This window comes from Streptomyces sp. NPDC050528 (assembly GCF_044457795.1).
Taxonomy (GTDB): Bacteria; Actinomycetota; Actinomycetes; order Streptomycetales; family Streptomycetaceae; genus Streptomyces.
Window position 1 is genome coordinate 1134622 of the sequence record NZ_JBITHH010000001.1, and the last position, 23100, is coordinate 1157721.

Sequence of the window (23100 nt, forward strand, 5' to 3'; positions counted from 1 at the left end):
CCCTCACCCAGTGTGCTCAACACACGAGGGCTCCGCGCTGTTCCGCGCCGATCCGCTCCTCCAGCAGCTCGGCCAGCCGCAGCGGGGTCCGGTCCTCGAACATCGGCCCGACGATCTGCACGCCCACCGGCAGCCCCTCGGGCGACCGCCCCGCCGGTACGGCCGTGGCGGGCAGCCCGGGCATGGTGGCCAGCCCGGCCCAGACCAGCTGGTCGAAGTACGGGTGCGGCACGCCGTCGATGTCGAGCCGGCGTGCCAGCGGATCGGGGTTGTGGTCGTGCGGGAACGCGGGCGTGGGCGTGATGGGACACACCACGGCGTCGAACGCGCCGAAGAGCTGCCGCCAGCCGTGCCGGTGCAGCTCGCGCCGGTTGTTCACCTCCATCCAGTCCCGGTGACTGAGTACCATGCCGCGCAGCCGCGCCGCGTCGAGGCTCAGATCGTCCGCGCTCAGTCCCGCCGCAAGGGTGCGAAGGTGCTCGTACTCCTCGACGGGGAACCGTGCGACGGAGCCCGAGAACAGCAACTGCGTGTAGAGCAGGGCGGCTTCGGCCAGATCGGGCAGCAGCGGACTGTCCCGTTCGACGCGCGCACCGGCGTCGACGAGCGCGTCGGCGACCCGGTTCACGCCCGCCCGCACCGCGGCCCCCGTCGGGATGAACGGATGCTCCTCGACGACCAGGACCCGGAAGTCGCCGAGTCGCTCGTGGCGCGCGGGCGGCAGCGTCACGTCGTACGCGACACCGAGCGTCAGCGGGTCCGGGCCGACCATGACGTCGAGCAGGAGCGTGAGGTCGCGGGCGGTGCGTGCCATCGGGCCGACGACCGCGAGGTCGCGCTCGACCGGCAGGGCCGGTCCGGGCGGCGGGACCATGCCGCGCATCGCCGCCAGCCCGAGCGTCGGCTTGTGGGCGTAGACACCGCAGAAGTGCGCGGGGGTGCGCAACGAACCGGCGAGGTCGGACCCGATGGACAGCGCGCCGAACCCGGAGGCCAGGGCCGCCGCCGAGCCGCCGGAGGATCCGCCCGACGTACGGCCGTGGTCCCAGGGGTTGTTGGTGGTGCCGTAGATCTCGTTGAAGCTCTGGATGTCCTGCAGTCCGAACGGCACGTTGGTCTTGCCGAGGACCACCGCGCCCGCGGCCCTGAGCCGTGACACCTGGACCGCGTCCTCGGCGGGGACGTGGTCGCGGTGTTCGGGCATGCCCCACGTCGTGGGGAGTCCGGCGATGTCGTAGCACTCCTTGACCGTCACCGGGATGCCGAGCAGCGGCCGGTCCTCGCCCCGGGCGCGTGCCTCGTCGGCGGCGCGTGCGGCGGTCCGGGCGCGGTCGAAGTCCGGCACGCAGATCGCGTTGATCGCCTTGTCGTCCCGTTCGATACGGGTGATCGCCTCGTCGGTCAGTTCCGCCGAGGTCACGTCACCGGCGCGCAGGGCGGCGGTGAGTTCTTCGGCCGTCGGGAAATTCCACGGATTCGGCTCCATGGACCGGACCGTACCGACCAGGCGGAGGAGCCACGAAATGCCTTTTCGCGCAATGGAGTTGAGAGCTCGAACCGCCCCTCGGTACCGCACCCCTCAGTACCGCACCCCGCTCGCCTCCAGCGGCGGATACACCGCGCTCGGCACCCCGTCCACCGTCGCCCCCGCGTACTTGAGCATGTCGCCGACCTGCCGGTTGAGGTCGTAGGGGAAGTTGAGGGTCGGCGTCGACACCTCGTCCAGGATCGCCGTCTGGGCCGGGGTGAGGTCGAGGTCCAGGGCCGCGAGGTTGGCCTCCAGGTGGGCCAGGGTGCGGGGGCCGATGAGGGTGGAGGTGATGCCAGGACGGGACTGGACCCAGGACAGCGCTACGGCGGCGGAGGTCGCGCCCGTCTCCTCCGCGACCTCGGCGACGGCGTCGATCACCGTGAACTGGGCGGGAGTTGGAGCTCCGAGGACAGCGGAACGCTTGGTATCGACGGGAGTTGACTGGGCCCGGGTGTATTTCCCGGACAGGAAACCGCTCTTGAGCGGGCTCCACGGCAGTACGCCCATCCCCGCGTCCTGGGCCAGCGGGATCAACTCGCCCTCGATGGTGCGTTCCAGGAGCGAGTACTCCATCTGGAGTGCGGTGACCGGGGTCCAGTCGCGCAGCAGGGCGGTGGTGTGCGCCTTCGCCGTGAACCAGGCCGGGGTGTCCGAGAAGCCGACGTAACGGATCTTGCCGGCCGTCACCAGGTCGTCCAGCGTCCGCAGGGTCTCCTCGACCGGGGTCGAACGGTCGTGGTTGTGCAGCCAGTACAGGTCGACGTAGTCGGTGCGGAGGCGGCGCAGCGAGTCCTCCAGCTGGCCGATGATCGCCTTGCGGCTCGCGCCGCCGCCGTTGGGGTCGCCGAGGTGGAGGTTGCCGTAGAACTTGGTGGCCAGGACCAGGCGGTCGCGCAGGGCGGGGCGGGCGGCGAGGAAGTCGCCGAGGATCGCCTCCGAGTGGCCGTTCGTGTAGAAGTTCGCGGTGTCGACGAAGTTGCCGCCGCGGTCGAGATAGGCCTGGAGGATCTTCTCGGACTCCTCGACGCCGCAGCCGAAGCCGCCGTCCTCGCCGAAGTTCATCGCGCCCAGGCAGAACGGGCTGACCTTGAGGCCGGAGCGGCCGAGACCGACGTACGAGTCGAGTGCCATGAAATGCTCCTTTGGGGAGTGGGTGGAAAACCGACTCCTCAAGGACACCACCGTGACCAGGCAGTTCGTTAGGGCGATCCCACCGCTCGCTTGCACGATCCTGTCGATCTGCCGAGCCGGTGGACGGTTGCGGGCCGGTCGTCCCGGTGCTTGGATCGGGACGTGCACCCACCCGCGCTCCTCACGGAACTGCGCGCCCTGATCGACCGGCACGCGACCCGTACGCCCCTCGCCGTCGACGGCCTGATGCTCACCAGGGCCGACGAGCCGGAGGCGCCGAGCGCGAGCGTCGCCCGCCCGGTCCTGGCGATCGTCGCGCAGGGCTCGAAACGGCTCACCCTGGGCGACCGCGTCCACGACTACGGCGCCGGCCAGTACCTCGTCGTCTCGGTCGACCTCCCGGTCGCCGGCCACTACACCCGGGCCAGCCCCGAAGTGCCTTTCCTCGCCTGCGGGTTGGCCCTCGAACCGTCGAAGATCGCCTCGCTCCTCCTCGACACGGGAGCCACCCCGCTCCCCCGCAGGACGACCACCCCCCACGGCCTCGCCGTGTGCGACGCACCCGCCGAACTCCTGGACGCGGCAGTGCGTTTGCTACGGCTGTGCGACCGTCCCGGCGACGCGCGCGTCCTCGGCCCGTTGATCGAGAAGGAGATCCTGTGGCGGCTCATCACCGGTGAACAGGGCGCCCTCGTACGGCAGATCGGCCTCGCCGACAGTCAACTCACCCATATCGGCAGGGCCATTCACTGGATCCGCGACCACCACACGGAGACCCTGCGCATCGACGACCTGGCCCGCCTCGCCGGTATGAGCGCCTCCCCCTTCCACCGGCACTTCCGCGCGGTGACCGCCCTGACCCCGATCCAGTACCAGAAGCGCATCCGCCTCCAGGAGGCCCGCCTGCTGCTGATGAGCAGCGCGGGGGATGTCTCCGACGTCGGTTTCGCGGTCGGTTACGACAGCGCGTCCCAGTTCAGCCGCGAGTATCGCCGTGCGTTCGGCAGACCGCCGGGGCAGGATGCGCTACGGCTGCGGGGCGGGGCCGCGAACAGCGGTGCCCGGACGGGGAGTTGAGCACGGCCGGGTTCGTCAGCGTCCGCTGCCGTACGGTCGCGTGAGGATCTCCAGGCTGTGGCCGTTCGGGTCGTCGAAGTACGCGCCCCGGCCGCCGTCGTTCGTGTTGATCTCGCCCTCGCGGCGGTGCGCCGGGTCCGCCCAGTAGGTGATGCCCGCCGCCTGGATGCGGGCGAAGATCGCGTCGAAGTCGTCCTCGGAGACCAGGAACGCGTAGTGCTGCGGGGCGATCTCGGCGAAGCCCGAACCGGGCTGGTCCATGTAGTCGAGGGTCACCCCGTTCGGAATCGCGACCGGGACGAACGGGCCGTACTGCGGGCTCACTTGGAGGCCCAGGAGGTCGGCGAGGAAGCGGGCCGACGTGTGTTTGTCGTGCGCGGCGACGATGGTGTGGTTCAGCTGGACGGTCATCGTGTGGGCCTCCTCATGTCCAAGCTACTCCGACGGCAAGTTAAGGTAAGCCTTACCTGGCCTGATGTGATCGGAGAGACAGTGACAGTGCGTGCGTTCAAGAGGAAGGCTGTCACGGCGATGGTCGCCGTGTCCGCCGTCGGGGGGTTGCTGGCCGGGTGCTCGTCCTCCGCCGACAACGATGCCGAGAAGACGAGCGAGGGCTCGCAGAACAAGGTGATCGGCGCCTCCGAAGGCCCCGCCGCCGCGCCCAGCACCCTCGCCACCGGCATGGGCTCGGACAACGACACCGACGGCACCTTCCCCCGTACCGTCACGCATTTCGAGGGCAAGACGACGATCAAGTCGAAGCCCACGAAGATAGCCGTGCTGAGCACCGGGCAGCTCGACGACCTGCTCTCCCTCGGTACCGTCCCGACGGCCACCACCCGCGCCGACAACGCCGGCCTCGTCCCCGACTACCTCGCGGACGCCTTCCCGGCGGACAAGTCGAAGCTCGCCGCGATGACGGACGCGGGCACGCGCCAGGCGCCCAACCTGGAGACGCTCGCCGCCGCGAAGCCCGACCTGATCCTCGCCAACGACTCGCTCGGCGACCTCTACCCCAAGCTGTCGAAGATCGCGCCGACCGTCATCACCGCCGGCAACGGCATCAACTGGAAGCGCGACCTCCTCCTCGTCGGCGACGCGATCGGCAAGGGCGAGCAGGCGCAGAAGCTGCTCGACGGGATCGTCGAGGACGCGGGCGAGAAGGGCGAGGCGCTGTCGAAGACGTCCGTGTCGATGCTGCGCTTCACACCCGGCCGCACCCGGATGTTCGGTGTCTCCTCCTTCACCGGTTCCATCGCCGTCGACATGGGCCTCGACCGGCCCAAGTCCCAGCAGTTCAAGGCCATTTCGGAGGACATCGGCGCCGAGAGCATCGACAAGGCCGACGGTGACTGGATCTTCTACTCCGTGCAGGGCGACGCCCCCAAGACGGATGCCGCGAGCGTGCTCGCCGGGCCCCTGTGGAAGTCGATGTCGGCGGTCAAGGCGGGCCATGCCGTGAAGGTCGACGACGACCCCTGGTACCTCAACGCGGGCCCGACCGCCGCCCGCCTCGTCGTCCTCCAACTCGCCGAGGACATCAGCAAGTAGAGAGACAGAGCGACGAGTAACGGAACAGCACAGTGAGCGTCAAACGCCTCGCCTGGCCGGCGGCCACCTTCGCGGTGGCCGCCGCCGTGCTGCTCAGCCTCGCCGTCGGCACGCGTCCCATCCCTCCGTCCGAGGTGCTCAACGCGCTGTTCCACGGCGGGAGTTCACCGGACGCGTTGGTCGTACGGTCGCTACGGCTGCCCCGCACCGAGATCGGGCTGACGGCGGGCGCGGCACTCGGCGTGGCGGGCGCCGCACTCCAGGCCGTCACCCGCAACCCGCTCGCCGACCCCGGCATCCTCGGCCTGAGCCAGGGCGCGGCGGCAGGCGTCGTCCTCGCCATCGCGACCGGCCTCGCGAGCGGTTTCACCGGCTACGTCTGGTACGCCTTCGCCGGCGCCGTCCTCGCCGCCTGTCTCGTCTACGGCATCGCCGCGCGCGGCCGGGGCGGGGCCTCACCGGTCAAACTCGCCCTCGCCGGTACGGCGTTGTCGGCGATGACCGCCGGGGGTACGACCGTGGTCCTGACGTCCAGTTCGGCGACGCTGGACCAGTTCCGGTTCTGGCAGGTCGGCTCGCTGAGCGGGCGGGATGCCGACACGGTCGTAGAGATGCTGCCGTTCCTGGTGGCCGGGGCGCTGCTGGTGCTCGCGTGTGCGCGGGGGCTGGACGCGTTGGCCCTCGGGGATGAGACGGCGCGGGCGCTCGGGCATCGGGTGGGGGTCGTGCGGGTGTGTGCGGCGCTCGGGGCGACCCTGCTGGTCGCGTCCGCGGTGGCCGCCGCCGGGCCGATCGCGTTCGTCGGCCTCGCCGTCCCGCACCTGGCCCGGCGCCTCACCTCCGGCGGCCACCGCACCCTGCTTCCGCTGTGCGCCCTGCTCGGCGCCGCGTTGCTGGTCGGGGCGGATGTGGCGGGGCGGGTCGTGCGGTCTCCCGCGGAGGTGCCGGCCGGGGTGATGACGGCGTTGGTGGGGGTGCCGGTGCTGGTGGTGCTGGTACGGCGGAGGGCGACGGCCGTATGAGCGCGACCGGTGCCACTGTGCTCCGCCCCCACCCCTCCATCTCCCTTCTCCTGCACCGCCGTTCGGCCGTAGTGGCCGCAACTCTCGTCCTCGTGCTGGCCGTTGCGATGACCGCGGCCGCCTGCTGCGGGCAGACCTATATCTCGCCCGGCGAGGTGTGGCACACGCTGCGCACCGGATCCGGTCAATACGACCTGGTCGTCAACGAGTTGAGAGTCCCCCGGATCGTGCTGGGCGCGCTGGTCGGGGTCGCCCTGGGCCTCTCCGGAGCGCTCGTGCAGACCGTCACCCGGAATCCGCTGGCCAGTCCGGACGTGATCGGCGTCGGGCACGGCGCCGCAGCCGCGACCGTACTCGCCCTGTCCGCCGGACTCGTGAACTCGCCCAGCGCCATGCCGGCCATCTCCGTCCTGGGCGGACTCGCGGCCGCCGCGCTCGTGTATGTCCTGGCGTGGCGGCACGACATGCAGCCAAGTCGGTTCGTGCTGACGGGAGTCGGGATCGGGGTCGCGCTGTCGGCCGTGGTGCAGCTGTATCTCTCGGACAGCGAGTTGCAGGCCGCCGAGACGGTCAAGCTGTGGCTGACCGGTTCCCTGAACGGGCGGGGCTGGGTGCAGGCGGCGCCCCTGGCCGTAGTACTGCTCCTGTGTCTGCCCGCGTTGGTGTGGGCGAGCCGGGCGATGCGGCCGCTCGGGCTGGACGCCGACACCGCCGCGTCGCTGGGGGTACGGGTGGATCGGACTCGGCTCGCGGTGACCGTGCTGGGGGTGGTGCTGGCTGCTACGGCGACGGGGGCGGCCGGGCCGATCGGGTTCGTCGCGCTGACCGCGCCGCAGTTGGCCCGGCGGCTCACCCGTACGCCTCAACTGCCGTTGGTGTGCTCGGCGTTGACCGGTGCGGTGATTCTGGTGGCGGCCGACCTCGCTGCCCGCACGGTGCTGCCTCCGCTGGAAGTTCCGGTAGGGGCGCTCACCTCGTTGGTCGGGGGGCCGTATCTGCTGTGGCTGCTCGGGCGGAACAGGGTGGGGGGCTGAGGTTCGTCGGCCACTGCGGGTGCGTGGGGGTTGCTCGCGCAGTTCCCCGCGCCCCTAAAAGCGTGGCGGCTGCGGGTGCGTGGGGGTTGGTCGCGCAGTTCCTCGCGCCCCTGAAAGCATGGCGGCTGCGGGTGCGTGGGGGCTGGTCGCGCAGTTCCTCGCGCCCCTGAAAGCATGGCGGCTGCGGGTGCGTGGGGGCTGGTCGCGCAGTTCCTCGCGCCCCTGGGTAGGGCGACGCCAGGCGCTTTTAGGGGCGCGGGGAACTGCGCGAGCAACCACGACGGCGCCGCGGCCACCGAACCAGGCGGAGGACCCCGAAGCAGTTCCAGGGGCGCGGGGAACTGCGCGAGCAACCCCCACCGGCCCGCGCTCGACAACGCACCGAGCCCCGGAGCAGTGCGGCTCCGGGACCCGGTATCAAACGGCGACCGTCAGATCGTCGCCGTGTCGATCACGAACCGGTACCGGACATCACTCGCCAGCACCCGCTCGTACGCCTCGTTGATCTGCTCCGCGGAGATGAGCTCGATCTCCGCGCCGAAGCCGTGCTCCGCGCAGAAGTCCAGCATCTCCTGGGTCTCCCGGATGCCGCCGATACCGGACCCGGCGAGGGTCTTGCGGCCGCCGATCACGGAGAAGAGGTTGAGGGAGACGGGCTCCTCGGGGGCGCCGACGTTGACGAGCGCGCCGTCCGTCTTCAGCAGCGAGAGGTACGCGCCGAGGTCCAGCGGAGCGGACACCGTGGAGATGATCAGGTCGAGGCTGCCGCGCAGCTCCTCGAAGGTCTTCGGGTCGCTGGTCGCGTAGTAGTGGTCGGCACCCAGCTTCAGGCCGTCCTCCTGCTTGCGCAGCGACTGCGAGAGAACGGTGACCTCCGCACCGAGCGCGTGCGCGATCTTGACGCCCATGTGGCCGAGGCCGCCCATGCCGACGATGGCGACCTTCTTGCCGGGGCCGGCGTTCCAGTGCTTCAGCGGCGAGTACAGGGTGATGCCGGCGCAGAGCAGCGGCGCGGCCTCGTCGAGGGCGATGCCCTCGGGGATGCCGAGGACGAAGTTCTCGTCGACGACGACCTTCTCGGAGTAGCCGCCGTACGTGGGCTCGCCGTCCTTGTCGAGGGCGTTGTACGTGCCGACGTTGCCGCCGGTGCAGTACTGCTCCAGGCCCGCCTTGCAGTTGTCGCACTCGCGGCAGGAGTCGACCATGCAGCCGACGCCGACGCGGTCGCCGACCTGGAACTTGGTGACGCCGGGTCCTACCTCGGAGACGATGCCGGCGATCTCGTGGCCCGGGACCATCGGGAAGATGGCCTTGCCCCAGCCCTCCTGGGCCTGGTGGATGTCCGAGTGGCAGATACCGGCGAACTTGATGTCGATCAGGACGTCGAACTCACGGACGGCCCGGCGCTCGATGGTGGTGCGCTCCAGGGGAGCCTTGGCGGCGGGGGCGGCGTACGCAGCGACTGTGGTCATGCCGGAACACTCCTAGGGGGGATGCGCGCCCGGCCGCCTTCTGACCGGGCACGATGCCAAGCCTGCCCGAAAGTCCGGGGGCTACCCAGGCCACGGTCCTGCGTACGTCTGCTGTGCCTACCACCAGCGAGGTCAGGCTCCTGTTCGTACGACCGGGAATACTGGACCGTATGGACGAACACCCCGGATCCGCCCCCGCGCCCGCCGACGCCGGTCCGCCGCTGGACCGGCGGGCCGAGCTGAGCGAGTTTCTGCGCACCCGGCGGGCCCGGCTGAAGCCCGAGGACGTGGGGCTGCCGGACTTCGGGCGGCACCGCAGGGTCCCCGGGCTGCGCCGCGAGGAGCTGGCACAGCTGGCCGGGGTGTCGGTGGCGTACTACACCCGCCTGGAGCAGGGCAACGGCCGGAACGTCTCGGCCGAGGTCCTCGAAGCGATCGCCCGCGCCCTGCGCCTGTCGGACGCCGAGTCCTCCCACCTCACCCACCTCGCGAAGCCGAAGCAGCACAAGAAGAAGACGTCGGCCCCCACCCAGCACGTGCGGACGCCGCTACGGCAGCTGCTCGACACGATCGACACGGTCCCGGCGTACATCACGGGCCGCCGCACGGACATCCTGGTGTGGAACCGGATGGCCGCGGCCGTCTTCGGCGACTGGTCCGAGCTGCCGCCGCAGGAGCGGAACTGGGCGCGGCTGGTGTTCCTGCGGCCCGAGTACCGGGACCTGTTCGTGGAGTGGGAGCAGAAGGCGACGGACATCGTCAGCATGCTGCGGATGGACGCGGGCTTCTGCCCGGACGACCCGCGGCTGTCCGCGCTGGTCGGCGAACTCTCCGTGAAGAGCGAGGAGTTCAGGCGCCTGTGGGCCACGCACGACGTCAAGGAGAAGACCTACGGCGTCAAGCGCCTCCACCACCCCCTGGTCGGCGACCTCACCCTCCACTTCGAGGGCTTCCACCTCAGCGACGGCTCCGACCAGGCCCTGATCACCTACCACGCGGAGCCCGGCTCACCATCGGCCGACGCCCTGCGCCTGCTGGCGAGTTGGGGCACGGACGCGACCCGCGCGGGCACCTCGGCCCAGCGCCCCGACCTCACTCCGTGACACCGAGGTCCGCCCGCATCAGCCGCCGCATCGCGGCCAGCCGCGGCTCGGCCTCCTTGAGATCCAGCAGGGCTTCTTCAGCACTCTCGCCGTCCCGGGCGAGGCCACGATCGAGCCGTTTTACGACGGCGTCGACACCGGCGAGAACCTGGTTCACCGAGCGGGACGCGTCCAGGATCCGCTCGGGCACGACCATCTGCGCCTCGGCGTAACGGTCCCGGTACTCCCGCCGCGCCTCCTCCAACTGGTCGCGCTCCAGCTCGGTATAGACGCCGTCGCGGATGCGGTGCAGGGCGTCCTTGAGCAACGTGTGGAACTGGCGCGAGGCTCTGTTCATGGCCGTATAGGCGTCCCGCCGCTCCTCGAACCGCCTTACCCGCGCGGCGAGTTGGGCCTCCTCGGCGCGCTGCCGTGCGGTGAGGCGCTGGCTGAGAACGGGTGCGAAGAGGGTGCCGAGCACGCCGACGACGGCGGTGATCATGGCGGTGACGGCGGCGGTCATGGGGCCAGGAAAACACGGACGGCCCGCCGGAAGGTGAACTTCCGCCGGGCCGTCCGCCACTCAACTCACCGCGTTTCGCGGCTCACTTGCCGTAGTACGCGTTGTAGATCGAGATCGTCGACTTGTTGCCCTTCTTGTCGGCGATCTTCGCGTGGAACGAAATGGCCTTGCCCTTGGCCGGGTTGGTGACGGTGATCTTGCCGTTGACGACGGTGACCTTCTTCCAGGTCTGGCCGTAGTCGTACGACACCCACACACCCAGGGACTTGAGGTTGCGGCCGGCTGCCGCGCCCTCGACGGTGACCGGGAAGGTCGCCTTCTTGCCGGCCTCGACACGGCTGTCCAGGCCGGTCGTCGCGTTGAAACGGGCGGTGGAGACGGGGAGTTGGACCACGTCGGCGCCGGACGGCTTCTTCGAGGAGAACGTCCAGCTCGCGTCGATGCGGGTGGAGGCGGCGGCGACCTTGACGCTCCGGATGACCGAAGTGGTCAGCTTGTACGAGGCGTTGGCGGCCGGGACCTTGAATATCCCGTCCCCGAGCAGCGGGTCCTGGTTGGAGCCCACCTTCGTGCCGTTGCGGTACAGGGTCGTGTTGACCGAGGTGAACAGCGACGAGCCCGCGTGCTGCGCGGAGTCGGCGAACAGCGGCACGATGCCGGAGATCTCGTTGCCGCTGCGGTACACGCCGTAGACGTCGTCGAGGTGCGGGCCGAAGACCGCCGTGTTGAAGGTCCGGGTGTACGTCCGGCCGGACTTGAAGGTCTCCGGGCTGTTCGAGACGTAGGAGGACTCGGCGATCGGGAAGCCGTCGGCGTCGAGCCCGGCGTCCTGCTCGAAGTCCAGCTCCCACTGCGCCCCGTTGATGGTGGAGACGTGCAGGACGCGGGTGCCGGGCAGCGGCTGCGGGCTGGAGGTGCCGGAGGAACCGAAGGCGCTGGGCAGATAGCCGAAGGCGTAGAGGATGCCGGTCTTGCCGCTCGCCGCGGCGCCCATGCGGCCCTTCACCGTGGCGAATTCACTCGCCTTGTAGTGCTTGGTGAAGCCGGTGGCGAGCTGCTTGACCGTGCCGCCGGTCGTGGTGTCGTACTGCTCGTCGGTGCCCTTGAGGAAGTGCGCGTCCCACTGCTCGGAGAGCGAACCGTCGGTGATCTGCGGACCGAGGTGCGCGGAGCGGAAGTTGGCGTATGTCTCCAGGAGCCAGCCGAAGGAGGCGCCGCTGTCCGCCGTCATCAGCGAGTAACTCGGCGACGCGAAGGCCGCCTTGGCGCCGGCGTCCGGCACCGTGATGTCGACCGGCTTGGTGGTGCGGGCGTCGAGCGTGATCGAGGTGTTCTTGGAGATGTCCAGCTTGGGCCGGGCGAGCCAGTCGGCACCCTTGGCGGCGTCCTCCGGGTCCACGAAGATCCCGGTGTCGAGGACGTAACCGCCCTTGGGGACACGGACCTTGACGGTGCCCGAGGCGTCGTAGGGAGCGAAGTAGGTGCCGGCGCCGAGGCCGGACAGGCCCGCCACCGTGGCCGTGTAGTACTTGGCGGGGGTGCCGTCACGGTTGACGAACTTCAACGTGAGGTCGTACGACTGGACTTCGCGCACCACGGCCGCCGCGGTACGGACGCTCTGCCCGCCGCCCGTCGCCGTCACATACGCGGAGTAGGCGCCGTCGAGCGTGCCGCCCAGCTTGGTGTTCACGGTCAGGCCGACCGAGGCCGTGCGGCCCGCCGGGACGGTCACCGAGGTCTTGGCGAGCTTGAAGAAGCCCGAAGGAGCCGTCTGGCCCTTGGGGTTGGTGGCGGCCACCGTGAGCTTGAGGGTGATGTCCGCGGTGCCGAGGTTGCGGTAGGTGACCTGCTGGGTGACCGGGGTGTCGTCGGTGTGCGGCCACTGCTGGATGCCGAAGCTCTCCGACACCGGGTCGGCGATGACGCTCTGCTTGATGGCCTTGTCGACGGCGATCCGGCCCGAACCCTGCTGGAACGGCGTGTACTTGCCGCCCTTCGCGGACCCGGTGAGCGCGCCCTTCAACTCGGCGTAGCCCCAACTGGGGTGCTCCTGCTTGAGGATGGCGGCGGCACCGGCGACGTGCGGGGTCGCCATCGACGTACCCGAGATGGTCAGGTAGCCGGGCGGGTTCTCGCCGACCTCCTTGTCGATGACGCTGCCCGGGGCCGCGGCGGCGGTGATGTCGACACCCGGCGCGGTCACGTCCGGCTTGATGGCGCCGTCGCCGACGCGCGGGCCGGTGGAGGAGAAGTCGGCCAGCTTGTCGTTGCCGTCGACCGCGCCGACCGTGAGGGCCGCGTCCGCGCTGCCGGGCGAACCGATCGACTCCGGGCCCTCGTTGCCCGCGGCGATCGCGAACAGGATGCCCTTCTCGGTGGAGAGCTTGTTGACCTCCGCCTCCAACGGGTCGATCCCCGGGGTGTCCTGGCCGCCGAGGCTCAAGTTGACGATGTCGGCGCCCTGCCCGGCCGCCCACTCCATGCCGGCGAGGATGCCGGAGTCGTCACCGGAGCCGTTGTCGTCGAGGACCTTGCCGTTGAGGATCTTCGCGTCGGGCGCGACACCCTTGTACTTGCCGTGCGACTTCGCGCCGGTGCCCGCCGCGATCGAGGCGACGTGCGTGCCGTGACCGAAGTGGTCGTTCGCGTCGGCGGCGGTGGAGAAGTTCTTGGACGCGATGACCTGGGTCTTCAGGTCCGGGTGGTCCGCGTCGACTCCCGTGTCCAGTACGGCGATTTTGACGCCCTTGCCCGTGTAACCGGCCGCCCACGCCGTCGGGGCGCCGATCTGCGGCACGGACTTGTCGAGGCTGGCCTTGCGGACGCCGTCGAGCCAGACGTGCGCGATTCCGGCGGCCGACTTGTCGCCGTTGGTGACGGCCTTCCACAGCTCGGGGGCGTCCTGCTGCGGGGTCTGGACGGCGTCGGCGTTCAGCGTCTTCAGGGACTGGCGCAGCCTGCCCGCGTCCCGGACGTCGGCCTTGGTCGCGGTGGCGGCGCCCTGGTAGCCGACGATGACCTTCAGGCCGGCCTTCTGGGAGGCGCGCTCCGCCGACTTGTTCAGCTCGGTGACGTCGAAGAGCCGCTGGTCGAGCTTGCCGGACGCGACGAGTTGGGCCGCGTCCACGGGTATGACGAGCGTGTGCCCGTCGACCTTCCGGACCTGAACGGGTATGTGTTCACGGCCCTTTGCCGGCTGGAGACCGGCGACCCGGCCCTTCGCGTCGACGGTGACGCGGTCGCCGGTGATCAGGGTGATGTGGTGACTGCCCTTGAGCCGGGCCTGGGCGGCACCGGTCTTCGCCGCACCGGGTTGCGCGGCACCGGCCGCACTCTGATCGGGCTTCGCCGACGCCGGGGTGGTCATTCCGGCGGCGAGGGCTACGGCGGCGGACGCGGCGACGGTGGCCGCGCACGCTCTCTTCACGTGTCTGCGCAAGGCTCCCCCTGGAGCTGAGGTACCGGGCGAATTCCCCGTTCACCCGGCCGGGGGAAGGCCCGCACGCACGTGCGTGACACCCCCCGGAATACGCAGTATGCCGAGGGGTGATCACCCGCTCAAGAGATGAGAGGAGGGTAAGAAACGCATCCGGAAAGTGTTACGCCGTCGCCCGGACTCCGTTACGCAGTCGACGGGTGAAGGTGCCGAGAACTCCGCTAGGGGCTCCGCCGATAACCCTGAACTTCCTTGCGCTCCAACCGAGTTACTTCGATCCGGCGTTCTCCTTCACCGTGATCTTGCCCTTGCGGATGGTGGCGAGACGCGGGGCCTTCTTCGCGATGGCGGAGTCGTGGGTGACCATGATGAAGGTCAGCCCGTGCTCCTTCCACATGCGTTCCAGTACGTCCATGATCTCGTCGCGCATCGACTCGTCGAGGTTGCCGGTCGGTTCGTCGGCGAGCAGCACCTTGGGCTGCTTGACGAGTGCGCGGGCGATGGCGACGCGCTGCTGCTGTCCTCCGGACATCTCGCCGGGGAGGTGGCCGAGGCGCTCGCCCAGACCGACCGACTTCAGTGCCTCGGCGGCTCGTTCGCGGCGTTCCTTCGCCTTCGTGCCGAGGGGTACGAGGGCGGTCTCGACGTTCTCCTGTGCGGTGAGCGTCGGGATCAGGTTGAAGGACTGGAAGACGAAACCGATGTTCTCGCTGCGGACCTTGGTGAGCTTGGCCTCGGAGAGTTTCGCCAAGTCGATGCCGTCCAGGACGATTTCGCCTGCGGTGGGGCGGTCCAGGGCGCCGATCATTTGGAGCAGGGTGGACTTGCCGCCGCCGGTCGGGCCCTGGATGACCAGGCGGTCGCCGTCGCCGATGGTGAGGTCGATGCCGTCCAGGGCGTGGACGGTTTCCTTGCCGCGTGAGTAGAGCTTGGTGACGCCTCTTAGTTCGTACATGGAACAACTCCTGGAGAAGTAAAGGGGGTTGGGGCCCGTCATGGGACGGGCCCCGTTGCGCCGATTTCGTCTGCAGCGCCGTCGTGGCTGGTCGCGCAGTTCCCCGCGCCCCTCAAAAGCGCGCTACCGAACCGCAGTTGACTTCGCCAGGTCTGCTACTCGACCCGACGCAGGGCGTCCGCCGGACGGAGTCGCGACGCGCGCCAGCCGCCGAAGGCGCCCGCGATCAGGCCGCCCGCCACCGCGAGGCCCACCGCGAGGGCGATGGTGGTGGCGTTGACCGGGGCCGTGAGGGCTACGTCGAGGGTCTTGGCCGCCGCCTGGCGGCCGCCGCCGAAGCCGCCGCCACCGCCGGGGCCGCCGCCCGCGCGGCCGCCGCCACCGGTGTTGCCCAGGGAGGCCGACAGGGTCGGGCTGATCGCGGTCACGACGTACGCGCCCGCCAGGCCGAGCGCGATGCCGAGGACGCCGCCGACCAGACCGTTGACGATGGCCTCGCCGACCACCTGCCGGGTCACCCGGCCGGACTTCCAGCCGAGCGCCTTCAGCGTGCCGAACTCACGGACCCGGCGCGAGACCGCGGAGGAGGTGAGCAGACCGGCGACCAGGAACGCGGCGATCAGGACCGCGATCGACAGCCACTTGCCGACGCTGGTGGCGAGGGAGGAGGCGGTGGACAGGGAACCGGAGACGGTGTCGGCCAGGTCGGCGGACGTGGTGACCGTCGTACCGGAGACATTGCTCGTGATGGTCTTCTTGACGGCCGAGATCTGCTTGGAGTCGGTCGCCTTGACGTAGATCGTGGTGACCTTGTTCTTGTCACCGCTCAGGGTCTGCGCCTGCGTCAGCGGGATGTACAGGTTGGCCGCCGCGTCACCGCTGGTGGCGGTCGCGATCCCGATGACCTTGTACTTGACGCTCTTGATCGTGACCGTGGACCCGACCTTGAGCTTCTTCTCCTTGGCGTACGCCGAGTCGGCGACGACGACCTTGGAGTTGCTCTCGGCGGTGGTGAAGGTACGGCCGCTGGTGATCTTCGAGGAGGTCAGCGGGCCGAGCGCGGGCTTGGTGACGTCCGTGCCGTAGACCGAGTACGAGTTGATGTTGAAGTTGGCGCCACCACCGGTGACTTCACCCTGCGGCGCGCCGGTACCGCCGCCGCGGTTGCCGCCGCCCCCGGTGCCGCTCCCCTGGTTCTGCTGGAACTGGCCGCGGGTGAACTGCCCGTCGACCTTGACGACGTTGAGGCTGAGCCCGCCGACGGCGTCGGACACACCCTTCTGTCCCGCGACCTTGGTGACGGTGGTGGAGGCCAGCGTCGTGAAGCCCTGGACCATGACGCGGTCACTGCTCTGCGTCTTGCTGTCGCCGTTGTTGTTGGCGTCGAACTGGAACCGCGGCTGCTGCGAACCGCTGGCGGTCGGCGTGGCCGCCTTGGTGACGGTCATGTCCGTACCGAGTCCGTACAGGGACTGGAGGACCTTGTCCTGGGCCTTCCCCATGCCGGAGGACACGGAGTTGACCACGATGACCAGCGCAATGCCCAGTGCGAGGCCGGAGGCGACGACGAGGGCCGCTTTTCTGCGGCGGCGCAACTCGCGCCTCAGGTAGGTGAAGAACATGGCCCGCAAGCTAGGTACAGCGCGTGATGATGCCATAAGGCCGACATAAGAGAACGATGAGAAGGCTGTCCGTGACCAAAGAATGAGCCCGCGTGGGGCTGTCAATGGGGCTGCGCTCTATACCGCTTTACGATGTTTACGGCGCCGGCCTCGGCCCGTCGCGGGTATCCGCGTGGCCGTACGCGATGTGCTGGTGTGATGATTTCGCCCATGTCCGATCGGGGGGAAACGACATGGGGAGCGGCAGCGAGGCGGGGGCATACGGCGGTATCCGGTGGATCTACGCGTTTTCCAACGAGTCGGCTTTGGCGGGGTTCGCGATCGCGAGGGGTGAAGGCGGGCGCGAGTGGCCGTATCAACGACTGCTGGGAGCACGCCTGTTGGACGCCGCGGTACCGGCTGTGGGTGTGCCGTGCGGAAGGGGAACTCGGAGGCCGTGTGGATCCACCTGGACTTCACAGCCTGATGCCGGGGCGGACCCGGCGACTGTCAGTCTCCGGAGGGAAGGGGCTCCGCTGCCGTGCGAGCGGGTTCGGGTGTGTGCGGCGTGGGGTGGGCGGTGCTGGCGGGGGCCAGGGGCACCGGAGCCCGTTCGCCGCCCGGCCAGGACAGGTTGACGGCCACGGCGGCCGTGGAGGCCACGACGATCAGTGCGCCGGCTGTGGCGAGCGCGACTCGTCGGCGGCGGATCCGGAAGCCGCCGACGACGGCCGCGTCGACAACGCTGGGCAGCGCAGGCTCCGGATCGGCGCTGAGGACTGCCTGGAAGGCGGCGTGCAGAGCGTCGTTCTCGTGCTCGTTCATGGCCGGTTTCACCTCCTGGTCCCTTCACTGTCAAGGCCTTCGACGATCTCGCGCAGCCGGGCGAGCCCGCGGGCGCTCTGGCTCTTCACCGTTCCCGGACTCACCCGCAGTGCGTGCGCGGTCTGCTCGACGGACCAGTCCTCCCAGAATCGCAGGACCAGCACGGCCCGGTAGCGGGGCGCCAGCTCCATCAGGGCTTCTTGCATCATCAATCGCAACTCCGGTGCGCCGGACACGTCCGAGGGAAGATCGGGTGGCTCGCTCACCGGCTCCTCACGCCAGCCTCGCTTGCGCCACTGGTCGATGAAGGTACGGGTGAGGATGGTGCGAGCGTAGGCGTCCGTGTTGCCGTCCCGGCTGACCCGTCCCCAGGCCGCGTACAACTTCATCAAAGTCGTCTGGGTCAGGTCCTGTGCCTGGTGCCAGTCACCGCAGAGCAGGTAGGCGCTGCGACGGAGCTGCGCCTGCCGCGCCTCGGCGAATTCCCGGAACTCTCGTTCCCGGGCCGTGTTCCTCACTCTTCGCCGGCCTCTCCCTCGCGCACCACTCCATCTGTCATACATACGGGGAGTGGCCCTCTGGGGTTGCACGGTGCGGGCAGGAGAATCTTCCCGCCGCACCGTGCAACCCGACCACCGCCCGACTCCGTACGTCTCTCCCGAAAGGGCTTCCACGCACAGGTGGGAGTCCGGCGATCCGAGGAAGAGGCACACCGTTGTCGAAGCACCGCAAGTTCTCGCACAACCGCCGCGCTATGTTCAGCGTCGCCGCCGGAACCGTTCTGGCCGCCGCGGGGATGGTCAGCGTCGCCAGCGCCGCGACCCCGGCCACCCATGCGAACCCGGTCCCGGCCACTCAGGCGGACCCGGTTGCCGCCACCCACGCGGACCCCGTTGCCGCCACTAAGGCGGACCCTGTTCCGGCCACCCACGCGGACCCGGTTGCGGCCACTCACGCGGACCCGGTCCACGCCAAGTCTGTCGCCGAACCCCTCTCGTCGCTGAGCGCGGCCGAGCGGGCGAACGCGGTGGGCTGAGCCCCACCCCGAGGAGTACGCACGCCTCCCCGAGAGCCTCGGGCTTCTGCCCGGCGCGGGAGGCGTGCTGCTCCGCACGACCCACCGTGGACAAGGCTCACTGAACCACCACCGCAGTGCGTCCTTTGTCGAACCGCTCAACAAAGGACCACGCATGTCCACACTCAGCGGAGTGCTCATCATCGGCTCCGGTCTCGGCGGCCTGACGCGGGCGCAGGCCCTGCGGGGCAGCGGAATCGACGTCGCCGTCTTCGAACGTGACGCGAGCCCGTGGGACCGCCCCCAGGGCTACCGCCTCCACCTCTACACCGACGCCATCAACGCCGCCCGCGAAGTACTCCCCAGCCACCTGACCGCATTGTTCGAGGCGACCTCGCAGTTCACCGAACCCTTCACCACGATCCTCACAACGGATCTGTCCGTCCTCAAGCGTCTGCCCACCCACGACGACCACGGGGACGTCTGGCCCGACCGCGAGAACAGCCTTGGCAGCATGTCCGTCGGCTGACCGGGCGTCTCCTGCCAGAGTTGTCAGGCGCCCCGGTCGGAGGCGACGGCACCCCGGTGAGAGGACCTCCAGTCATGGCACCAGCCGAGCAGCAGCACCTGACGGGCGAGGGACGCGCGGCGATCGAGGAGTTTCTACGCGACCGGGGAGCCGATGGGATGCCCCACCCCGGTGGGACCTTGCTGGCCCATCTCGGCCGGGTTCAGGGCCTGTTGGCGGAGTGGGGAGCGGATGCCGTCGTCCAGACGGCCGGGCTGTGCCACGCGACGTACGGCACGGACGGCTTCGCAACGGCGCTGCTGCCCCTCTCCGACCGGGCCAAGCTCGTCGCGCTGATCGGCGAACAAACAGAGGCACTGGTGTACCTCTACGCCGGCTGCGACCGCACCGCTGTCTACCCTCGCGTCGACGGCACCACGGAGTTCACGTTCCGGGACCGCTTCACCGGCCGCGAGCTCACCCCACCCGCCGACCAGTTGCGCGCGTTCCTCGAAATCACCGCCGCCAACGAACTCGACGTCCTGGCCCACAACCCAGAGCTGGCCGAGCGCTACGGTCCAGCCCTGCACGCCCTCCTCACCCGCGCGGGCACGCTACTCTCTTCCGGCGCCCGCGAGGCCGTGACCCGTCAACTGGGCTGAGTTCAGCTCACCTCAACATCCCCTTCCGGCAAGGCTGTTGAGGCCGGCCAACTCGCACCACACCGTCTTGCGGTCCGCCCCCTGTTCCACTCCCCACCTCCGCGCCAGCGCGTCAAGTAGCGCCATCCCCCTGCCGTGTTCGTCCGTCGCGGTCGCCCGGAGCAGCAACGGCAACGCCCGCGGGTCCGGGTCGGTGACCTCGACCCGGGTATGGCCGTCACCCGTGTCGCGGATCCGGACAGTCACCGGAGTCCCCTCCCCCACGTGCTCGATCACGTTCGTCACCAGCTCGGTTGCGCAGAGGCGGACGTCGTAGTCGTAGCTCCGGAGGTGATGACGCAGTTCAGGTACCGCCTTTGGCGTGGCGAGCAGGCGGAGTTCGAGGGTCACCGTTCTGCCGCCTTGCGAAGGGCGGCGGCGAGTTCGCGGGCGGTGGGGACGTTGCAGTTTCCGAGGGTGACGAGTCCGGTGCGCGGGATGTAGGCGCCGGCCTGGGTCACCAAGTCCATGCCGAGGGAGGGGAGTTTGATGCCGTGCAGGTCGAGGGCCTCGCGGAGTTCCTCGACGCAGAGGGTCGTGTCGTAGGGGTCGGACATGAACGGGTGCCTCCTGTGCGCTCTGTGACGAACTCCTCACAGACTGGCGTTCCGCTGGCTACCGTAAAAGAGGTTTCGCGTTCGCGACCGGGGCTGCGGAGGAGGGCAAGTGGTGGCACGGGGCAAGGACATCGACGGGTCGATGAGCGTTCCGACCTTCTACGGCAAGGAGTTGCGGTGGAAGCGGGAGGAGGCGGGCCTGTCGATGGAGGTGTTCCTCAAGGGCAGCTTCTACAGCAAGACGTACCTGAGCGACATCGAGCACGGTGAGCGCAGGATGCCGCTCGATCTGGCCCAGCACGCGGATCAAAAGCTGGGGACGGACGGGTTCTTCGAGCGGAACTGCGAGTCGGTGCGGAAGGCGCGGAGGGGGCCGCACGCCGCGTACTTCGAGAAAGTCCTGGAGGCCGAGAAGCACGCGGAGTCCATCGAGGAGTGGTGCCCGATCAACATCCCGGGGCTGCTCCAAACCGCCGCGTACGCGCGGACGATGGTCCGGTCGGCTCACCCGGCGGCCTCCGACGAGTGGGTCGAGGAGAAGGTGACCGGCCGCCTCGCTCGCGCCCGCCTCTTCGAGGACGATCACTCAATCCCCGAGTACTGGGTGATCCTGCACGAGACGCTGCTTGCCGACCCGGTCCTCCCGCCACGGGAGATGGCCGAACAGCTCGACCGGATCGTGGAGTTGGCCGAGCGGCGTCGGGTTACTCCGCAGATCGTTCCGCGGACGTGCGGCGCGCATCCTCTGATGGCCGCCTCCATCAAGGTCATGGCCTTCCCGGACGCCCCGCCGTTGATCTACACCGAGGCGTCCTACAGCGGCGACACCATCGACGATCCAGCCCTCGTGAAGCAGTACCGCAAGGCATACGATCGGCTCAGGGCCGTCGCGTTGTCACCGAAGACGTCCCTGGCGATGATCAAGGCAGCGGCAGAGGAACACCGAAATGGCAAGCAACGGGACCGACTTGAGTGACGCGCTCTGGCTCAAGAGCAGCTACAGCAACGGGGACGGCGGGGACTGCGTAGAGATCGCCAGTGACTTCCCCGGCGCCGCCCTCTGGCGCAAGTCGAGCTACAGCAACGGGGACGGCGGCAACTGCGTCGAAGTCGCCGCCAACCTCCCCGGCCTCATCCCCGTCCGCGACTCAAAGGCCCCCCACCGCCCCGCCCTCATCCTCACCGCCCCCGCCTGGACCCCGTTCATCACCGCGCTCAAGGACGACGGCAGCCGCTAGTCACGCTTGCGACGGGCATCGCAACGGGTATCGTCGTCGTAGAACGATGAGCTCTCGTCACGGCCGGGTAGAGATACAAAACCGCGACAGGGGTTCCAGCTCAACAACGAGCCCCCGCCACGGCCGGAATCCGTGACAGGGGCTCAGGCTCGCTCAGGAGCCTTCGGAGGCCCCTAGTACTTCTGGGGGCCTCCGGCTACCTGGCGCTCCACCAGAGCCACCACCTCCTCACGTGCTTGGCCCACGATTCCGGCAGCAACCGGGTGAGTCGACACACAAGAGTCAGCCTTGGCCTGGCATGACGTCCCATAGGGTGCGCCTCCCTTTCCATAGGGAGGCGGCCTTTTTTCTTTACCCGGAACCGCCCCGCTTCGGGCCGGGCCCCGAGGAGAGGGGCCCGGAACAAGGGAGGCGCACCCGAGGGCGCGTCATATGACGGATATTACCGGCAACTCGCATATGCCGTGGACCACTTGAGGCGGACAGCGAAAAGGCGGCCGCCCCGCCAGGGGCAACCGCCTTCAAGCAAACCGAAGTTGACCGGAGTCGACAGGTCAGGTCAGGTCGGGTCAGATCAGACCGCCGACCCCGCCTTCCACTGCGCCCAGTCCATGTTCCAGCCGTTGAGGCCGTTGTCCGGGGCCACCGTCTTGTCGCCGGTGTTGGAGATGACGACCACGTCGCCGACGATCGAGTTGTTGTAGAACCAGGCCGCCGGCATGTTCTTGTCGCCCGCGCCCTTCACGTCCTGCAGGCCCACGCAGCCGTGGCTGGTGTTGACGGAGCCGAACACCGAGGGCGAGCCCCAGTAGTTGCCGTGGATGAACGTGCCGGAGCTGGTGAGGCGGATGGCGTGGGGGACGTCCTTGATGTCGTACTCGCCCTTGCCGTCGTCGTCCGTGAAACCGACCGTCGCCCCGTTCATCCGGGTCTGGACGAACTTCTCGGACATCACCATCTGGCCGTTGTACGTGGTGTGTTCGGGGGAGCCGGCGGAGATCGGGATGGTCTTGATGACCTTGCCGTCCTGCTCCACCTTCATCTGCTTCGACTTCGCGTCGACGTACGAGACCTGGTTGCGGCCGATGTGGAAGGTGACCGTCTTCTGCTGCACGCCGTAGACCCCGGAGGCGCCCTCGACGCCGTCGAGCGCGAGCTTCAGCGTGACGGTGGAGTTCTCCTTCCAGTAGTCCTCGGGGCGGCAGTCCATGCGCTGGGTGTTGAACCAGTGGCAGACGACCTCCTGGCCGCTGCTGGACGTGACGGTGATGCCCTTCTGGACGGCGGCCTTGTTCGTGATCGCCTTGTTGAAGTTGATCGACACCGGCATGCCGACGCCGACCGTCGAGCCGTCCTCGGGAGTGAAGTTCCCTATGAAGCTGTTGGCCGGGGAGACCGTGGTGAAGGAGGCGTTCTCGTGGGCCGCGAGACCCGCGGAGTCCTTCGCGGTGGCCGCGACCTTGTACGTGGTCGAGCGCTCCAGCTGGGCGCTGGGCTTCCAGCTGAGCTTGTCGGCGGAGATGGTGCCCGCGACGGCCTTGCCGTCCGCGGTCGTCATCGTCACGGCCGTCAGCGTGCCCTTGGTGACCTTCACCGTGGCCGAGTTGTTGATGGAGGCGTTGTCCGAACCGTCCGCCGGCGTGATCTTGATCTGCGCCTCGGAGGACTTCTTCGCGGCCGCCTCGTCGGCCTTGGACTGTGAACTCTGGCTCGACTCGCTGCCGGACGACTTGTCGTCGCTGCCGGAACAGGCCGTGAGCACGAGCACACCGCCGAGCAGTGCGGACGCGGCCACAAGACCCTTGCGCCGCTTACTGTCCGTCATCACACGCTTCTCCATC

The 23100-nt window shown here is 69.2% G+C and carries 23 protein-coding genes; 10 read left to right on the forward strand and 13 right to left on the reverse strand.

All coding sequences use genetic code 11. The features are described from left to right. Nucleotides 1-16: 16 nt before the first annotated feature. Both ACIBK4_RS05210 and ACIBK4_RS05215 read right to left on the reverse strand, forming a co-directional pair. Complete coding sequence (locus ACIBK4_RS05210; protein WP_398992246.1) at nt 17-1486, reverse strand: amidase; 1470 nt, start codon at nt 1484-1486, stop codon at nt 17-19. A 93-nt stretch (nt 1487-1579) separates the two neighbouring features. Further along, a complete protein-coding gene (locus tag ACIBK4_RS05215) occupies nt 1580-2662 on the reverse strand; it encodes an aldo/keto reductase (protein ID WP_398992248.1) in 1083 nt (360 codons plus the stop codon). A gap of 162 nt (nt 2663-2824) precedes the next feature. On the opposite strand from ACIBK4_RS05215, the gene ACIBK4_RS05220 reads away from it, so the two are divergent. After that, nucleotides 2825-3739, forward strand: coding sequence for an AraC family transcriptional regulator N-terminal domain-containing protein (locus ACIBK4_RS05220; RefSeq protein WP_398992250.1), 915 nt, complete (start codon nt 2825-2827; stop codon nt 3737-3739). A 15-nt stretch (nt 3740-3754) separates the two neighbouring features. Here ACIBK4_RS05220 and ACIBK4_RS05225 read toward each other — a convergent pair whose 3' ends face one another. Continuing rightward, complete coding sequence (locus ACIBK4_RS05225) at nt 3755-4150, reverse strand: VOC family protein (protein WP_398992252.1); 396 nt, start codon at nt 4148-4150, stop codon at nt 3755-3757. A 120-nt stretch (nt 4151-4270) separates the two neighbouring features. Here ACIBK4_RS05225 and ACIBK4_RS05230 point away from each other — a divergent pair, with 120 nt between their 5' ends. The 3 genes from ACIBK4_RS05230 to ACIBK4_RS05240 are packed head-to-tail and all read left to right on the forward strand — an operon-like array spanning nt 4271 to nt 7346. Continuing rightward, nucleotides 4271-5290, forward strand: a complete 1020-nt coding sequence (locus ACIBK4_RS05230; protein WP_398992955.1) for an ABC transporter substrate-binding protein — start codon at nt 4271-4273, stop codon at nt 5288-5290. Nucleotides 5291-5322: 32 nt separating this feature from the next. Beyond that, complete coding sequence (locus ACIBK4_RS05235; protein WP_398992254.1) at nt 5323-6312, forward strand: FecCD family ABC transporter permease; 990 nt, start codon at nt 5323-5325, stop codon at nt 6310-6312. Next, on the forward strand, nt 6309-7346 hold the full coding sequence (locus ACIBK4_RS05240; RefSeq protein WP_398992256.1) for a FecCD family ABC transporter permease: 1038 nt from the start codon (nt 6309-6311) through the stop codon (nt 7344-7346). Before ACIBK4_RS05235 ends, ACIBK4_RS05240 begins: the two co-directional genes overlap by 4 nt. A gap of 431 nt (nt 7347-7777) precedes the next feature. On the opposite strand, the gene ACIBK4_RS05245 is transcribed toward ACIBK4_RS05240, so the two are convergent. Next, nucleotides 7778-8818 carry an NAD(P)-dependent alcohol dehydrogenase gene (locus ACIBK4_RS05245; protein ID WP_033285261.1) on the reverse strand — a complete coding sequence of 347 codons (1041 nt, stop codon included), beginning with the start codon at nt 8816-8818 and terminating at the stop codon, nt 7778-7780. Between the two features lie 170 nt (nt 8819-8988). Between ACIBK4_RS05245 and ACIBK4_RS05250 the strand changes: the two genes are divergently transcribed. Continuing rightward, nucleotides 8989-9921 carry a helix-turn-helix domain-containing protein gene (locus ACIBK4_RS05250; protein WP_398992258.1) on the forward strand — a complete coding sequence of 311 codons (933 nt, stop codon included), beginning with the start codon at nt 8989-8991 and terminating at the stop codon, nt 9919-9921. Here ACIBK4_RS05250 and ACIBK4_RS05255 read toward each other — a convergent pair. From ACIBK4_RS05255 to ACIBK4_RS05280, 6 genes are all read right to left on the reverse strand, one after another. After that, complete coding sequence (locus ACIBK4_RS05255) at nt 9911-10423, reverse strand: hypothetical protein (RefSeq protein WP_398992260.1); 513 nt, start codon at nt 10421-10423, stop codon at nt 9911-9913. The two genes, ACIBK4_RS05250 and ACIBK4_RS05255, sit on opposite strands and share 11 nt — an antisense overlap. Nucleotides 10424-10505: 82 nt before the next feature. Beyond that, nucleotides 10506-13850 (reverse strand): S8 family peptidase, encoded by a 3345-nt coding sequence (locus ACIBK4_RS05260; protein WP_398992262.1) that lies wholly within the window; start codon nt 13848-13850, stop codon nt 10506-10508. Nucleotides 13851-14127: 277 nt separating this feature from the next. Next, on the reverse strand, nt 14128-14814 hold the full coding sequence (locus ACIBK4_RS05265) for an ABC transporter ATP-binding protein (protein WP_398992264.1): 687 nt from the start codon (nt 14812-14814) through the stop codon (nt 14128-14130). Nucleotides 14815-14969: 155 nt separating this feature from the next. Continuing rightward, nucleotides 14970-16436 carry an ABC transporter permease gene (locus ACIBK4_RS05270; protein ID WP_398992266.1) on the reverse strand — a complete coding sequence of 489 codons (1467 nt, stop codon included), beginning with the start codon at nt 16434-16436 and terminating at the stop codon, nt 14970-14972. 489 nt (nt 16437-16925) lie between these two features. Beyond that, nucleotides 16926-17240: a hypothetical protein gene (locus tag ACIBK4_RS05275; protein WP_398992268.1), complete on the reverse strand. Its 315-nt coding sequence runs from the start codon at nt 17238-17240 to the stop codon at nt 16926-16928. Nucleotides 17241-17248: 8 nt separating this feature from the next. Next, nucleotides 17249-17758 (reverse strand): SigE family RNA polymerase sigma factor, encoded by a 510-nt coding sequence (locus tag ACIBK4_RS05280; RefSeq protein ID WP_398992270.1) that lies wholly within the window; start codon nt 17756-17758, stop codon nt 17249-17251. A 197-nt stretch (nt 17759-17955) separates the two neighbouring features. On the opposite strand from ACIBK4_RS05280, the gene ACIBK4_RS05285 reads away from it, so the two are divergent. The 3 genes from ACIBK4_RS05285 (at nt 17956) to ACIBK4_RS05295 (ending at nt 19425) form a co-directional block, all read left to right on the forward strand. Next, a complete protein-coding gene (locus ACIBK4_RS05285) occupies nt 17956-18276 on the forward strand; it encodes a hypothetical protein (protein ID WP_398992272.1) in 321 nt (106 codons plus the stop codon). Nucleotides 18277-18430: 154 nt separating this feature from the next. Then, nucleotides 18431-18784 (forward strand): FAD-dependent oxidoreductase, encoded by a 354-nt coding sequence (locus ACIBK4_RS05290; RefSeq protein ID WP_398992274.1) that lies wholly within the window; start codon nt 18431-18433, stop codon nt 18782-18784. 74 nt (nt 18785-18858) lie between these two features. Beyond that, nucleotides 18859-19425, forward strand: a complete 567-nt coding sequence (locus ACIBK4_RS05295) for a DUF6817 domain-containing protein (RefSeq protein ID WP_398992276.1) — start codon at nt 18859-18861, stop codon at nt 19423-19425. 12 nt (nt 19426-19437) lie between these two features. On the opposite strand, the gene ACIBK4_RS05300 is transcribed toward ACIBK4_RS05295, so the two are convergent. Both ACIBK4_RS05300 and ACIBK4_RS05305 read right to left on the reverse strand, forming a co-directional pair. Next, complete coding sequence (locus ACIBK4_RS05300) at nt 19438-19815, reverse strand: ATP-binding protein (RefSeq protein WP_398992278.1); 378 nt, start codon at nt 19813-19815, stop codon at nt 19438-19440. Beyond that, complete coding sequence (locus tag ACIBK4_RS05305) at nt 19812-20021, reverse strand: hypothetical protein (protein WP_398992280.1); 210 nt, start codon at nt 20019-20021, stop codon at nt 19812-19814. The genes ACIBK4_RS05300 and ACIBK4_RS05305 overlap by 4 nt, the downstream gene beginning before the upstream one ends. A 112-nt stretch (nt 20022-20133) precedes the next feature. Here ACIBK4_RS05305 and ACIBK4_RS05310 point away from each other — a divergent pair, with 112 nt between their 5' ends. Together ACIBK4_RS05310 and ACIBK4_RS05315 are read left to right on the forward strand one after the other, a co-directional pair. Then, nucleotides 20134-20997 carry a helix-turn-helix domain-containing protein gene (locus ACIBK4_RS05310; protein WP_398992282.1) on the forward strand — a complete coding sequence of 288 codons (864 nt, stop codon included), beginning with the start codon at nt 20134-20136 and terminating at the stop codon, nt 20995-20997. Further along, on the forward strand, nt 20969-21259 hold the full coding sequence (locus ACIBK4_RS05315) for a DUF397 domain-containing protein (protein WP_398992284.1): 291 nt from the start codon (nt 20969-20971) through the stop codon (nt 21257-21259). The genes ACIBK4_RS05310 and ACIBK4_RS05315 overlap by 29 nt, the downstream gene beginning before the upstream one ends. Nucleotides 21260-21833: 574 nt before the next feature. On the opposite strand, the gene ACIBK4_RS05320 is transcribed toward ACIBK4_RS05315, so the two are convergent. After that, nucleotides 21834-23084 (reverse strand): Ig-like domain-containing protein, encoded by a 1251-nt coding sequence (locus tag ACIBK4_RS05320; RefSeq protein WP_398992286.1) that lies wholly within the window; start codon nt 23082-23084, stop codon nt 21834-21836. Nucleotides 23085-23100 lie beyond the last annotated feature (16 nt).

Excerpts from the sequence above, each read along its gene's own strand:
- ACIBK4_RS05210 (WP_398992246.1), bottom strand. The coding sequence starts at position 1,486 with ATGGAGCCGAATCCGTGGAATTTCCCGACGGCCGAAGAACTCACCGCC.
- ACIBK4_RS05215 (WP_398992248.1), bottom strand. The coding sequence starts at position 2,662 with ATGGCACTCGACTCGTACGTCGGTCTCGGCCGCTCCGGCCTCAAGGTC.
- ACIBK4_RS05225 (WP_398992252.1), bottom strand. The coding sequence starts at position 4,150 with ATGACCGTCCAGCTGAACCACACCATCGTCGCCGCGCACGACAAACAC.
- ACIBK4_RS05230 (WP_398992955.1), top strand. The coding sequence starts at position 4,271 with ATGGTCGCCGTGTCCGCCGTCGGGGGGTTGCTGGCCGGGTGCTCGTCC.
- ACIBK4_RS05240 (WP_398992256.1), top strand. The coding sequence starts at position 6,309 with ATGAGCGCGACCGGTGCCACTGTGCTCCGCCCCCACCCCTCCATCTCC.
- ACIBK4_RS05245 (WP_033285261.1), bottom strand. The coding sequence starts at position 8,818 with ATGACCACAGTCGCTGCGTACGCCGCCCCCGCCGCCAAGGCTCCCCTG.
- ACIBK4_RS05250 (WP_398992258.1), top strand. The coding sequence starts at position 8,989 with ATGGACGAACACCCCGGATCCGCCCCCGCGCCCGCCGACGCCGGTCCG.
- ACIBK4_RS05255 (WP_398992260.1), bottom strand. The coding sequence starts at position 10,423 with ATGACCGCCGCCGTCACCGCCATGATCACCGCCGTCGTCGGCGTGCTC.
- ACIBK4_RS05265 (WP_398992264.1), bottom strand. The coding sequence starts at position 14,814 with ATGTACGAACTAAGAGGCGTCACCAAGCTCTACTCACGCGGCAAGGAA.
- ACIBK4_RS05270 (WP_398992266.1), bottom strand. The coding sequence starts at position 16,436 with ATGTTCTTCACCTACCTGAGGCGCGAGTTGCGCCGCCGCAGAAAAGCG.
- ACIBK4_RS05275 (WP_398992268.1), bottom strand. The coding sequence starts at position 17,240 with ATGAACGAGCACGAGAACGACGCTCTGCACGCCGCCTTCCAGGCAGTC.
- ACIBK4_RS05290 (WP_398992274.1), top strand. The coding sequence starts at position 18,431 with ATGTCCACACTCAGCGGAGTGCTCATCATCGGCTCCGGTCTCGGCGGC.
- ACIBK4_RS05295 (WP_398992276.1), top strand. The coding sequence starts at position 18,859 with ATGGCACCAGCCGAGCAGCAGCACCTGACGGGCGAGGGACGCGCGGCG.
- ACIBK4_RS05305 (WP_398992280.1), bottom strand. The coding sequence starts at position 20,021 with ATGTCCGACCCCTACGACACGACCCTCTGCGTCGAGGAACTCCGCGAG.
- ACIBK4_RS05315 (WP_398992284.1), top strand. The coding sequence starts at position 20,969 with ATGGCAAGCAACGGGACCGACTTGAGTGACGCGCTCTGGCTCAAGAGC.
- ACIBK4_RS05320 (WP_398992286.1), bottom strand. The coding sequence starts at position 23,084 with ATGACGGACAGTAAGCGGCGCAAGGGTCTTGTGGCCGCGTCCGCACTG.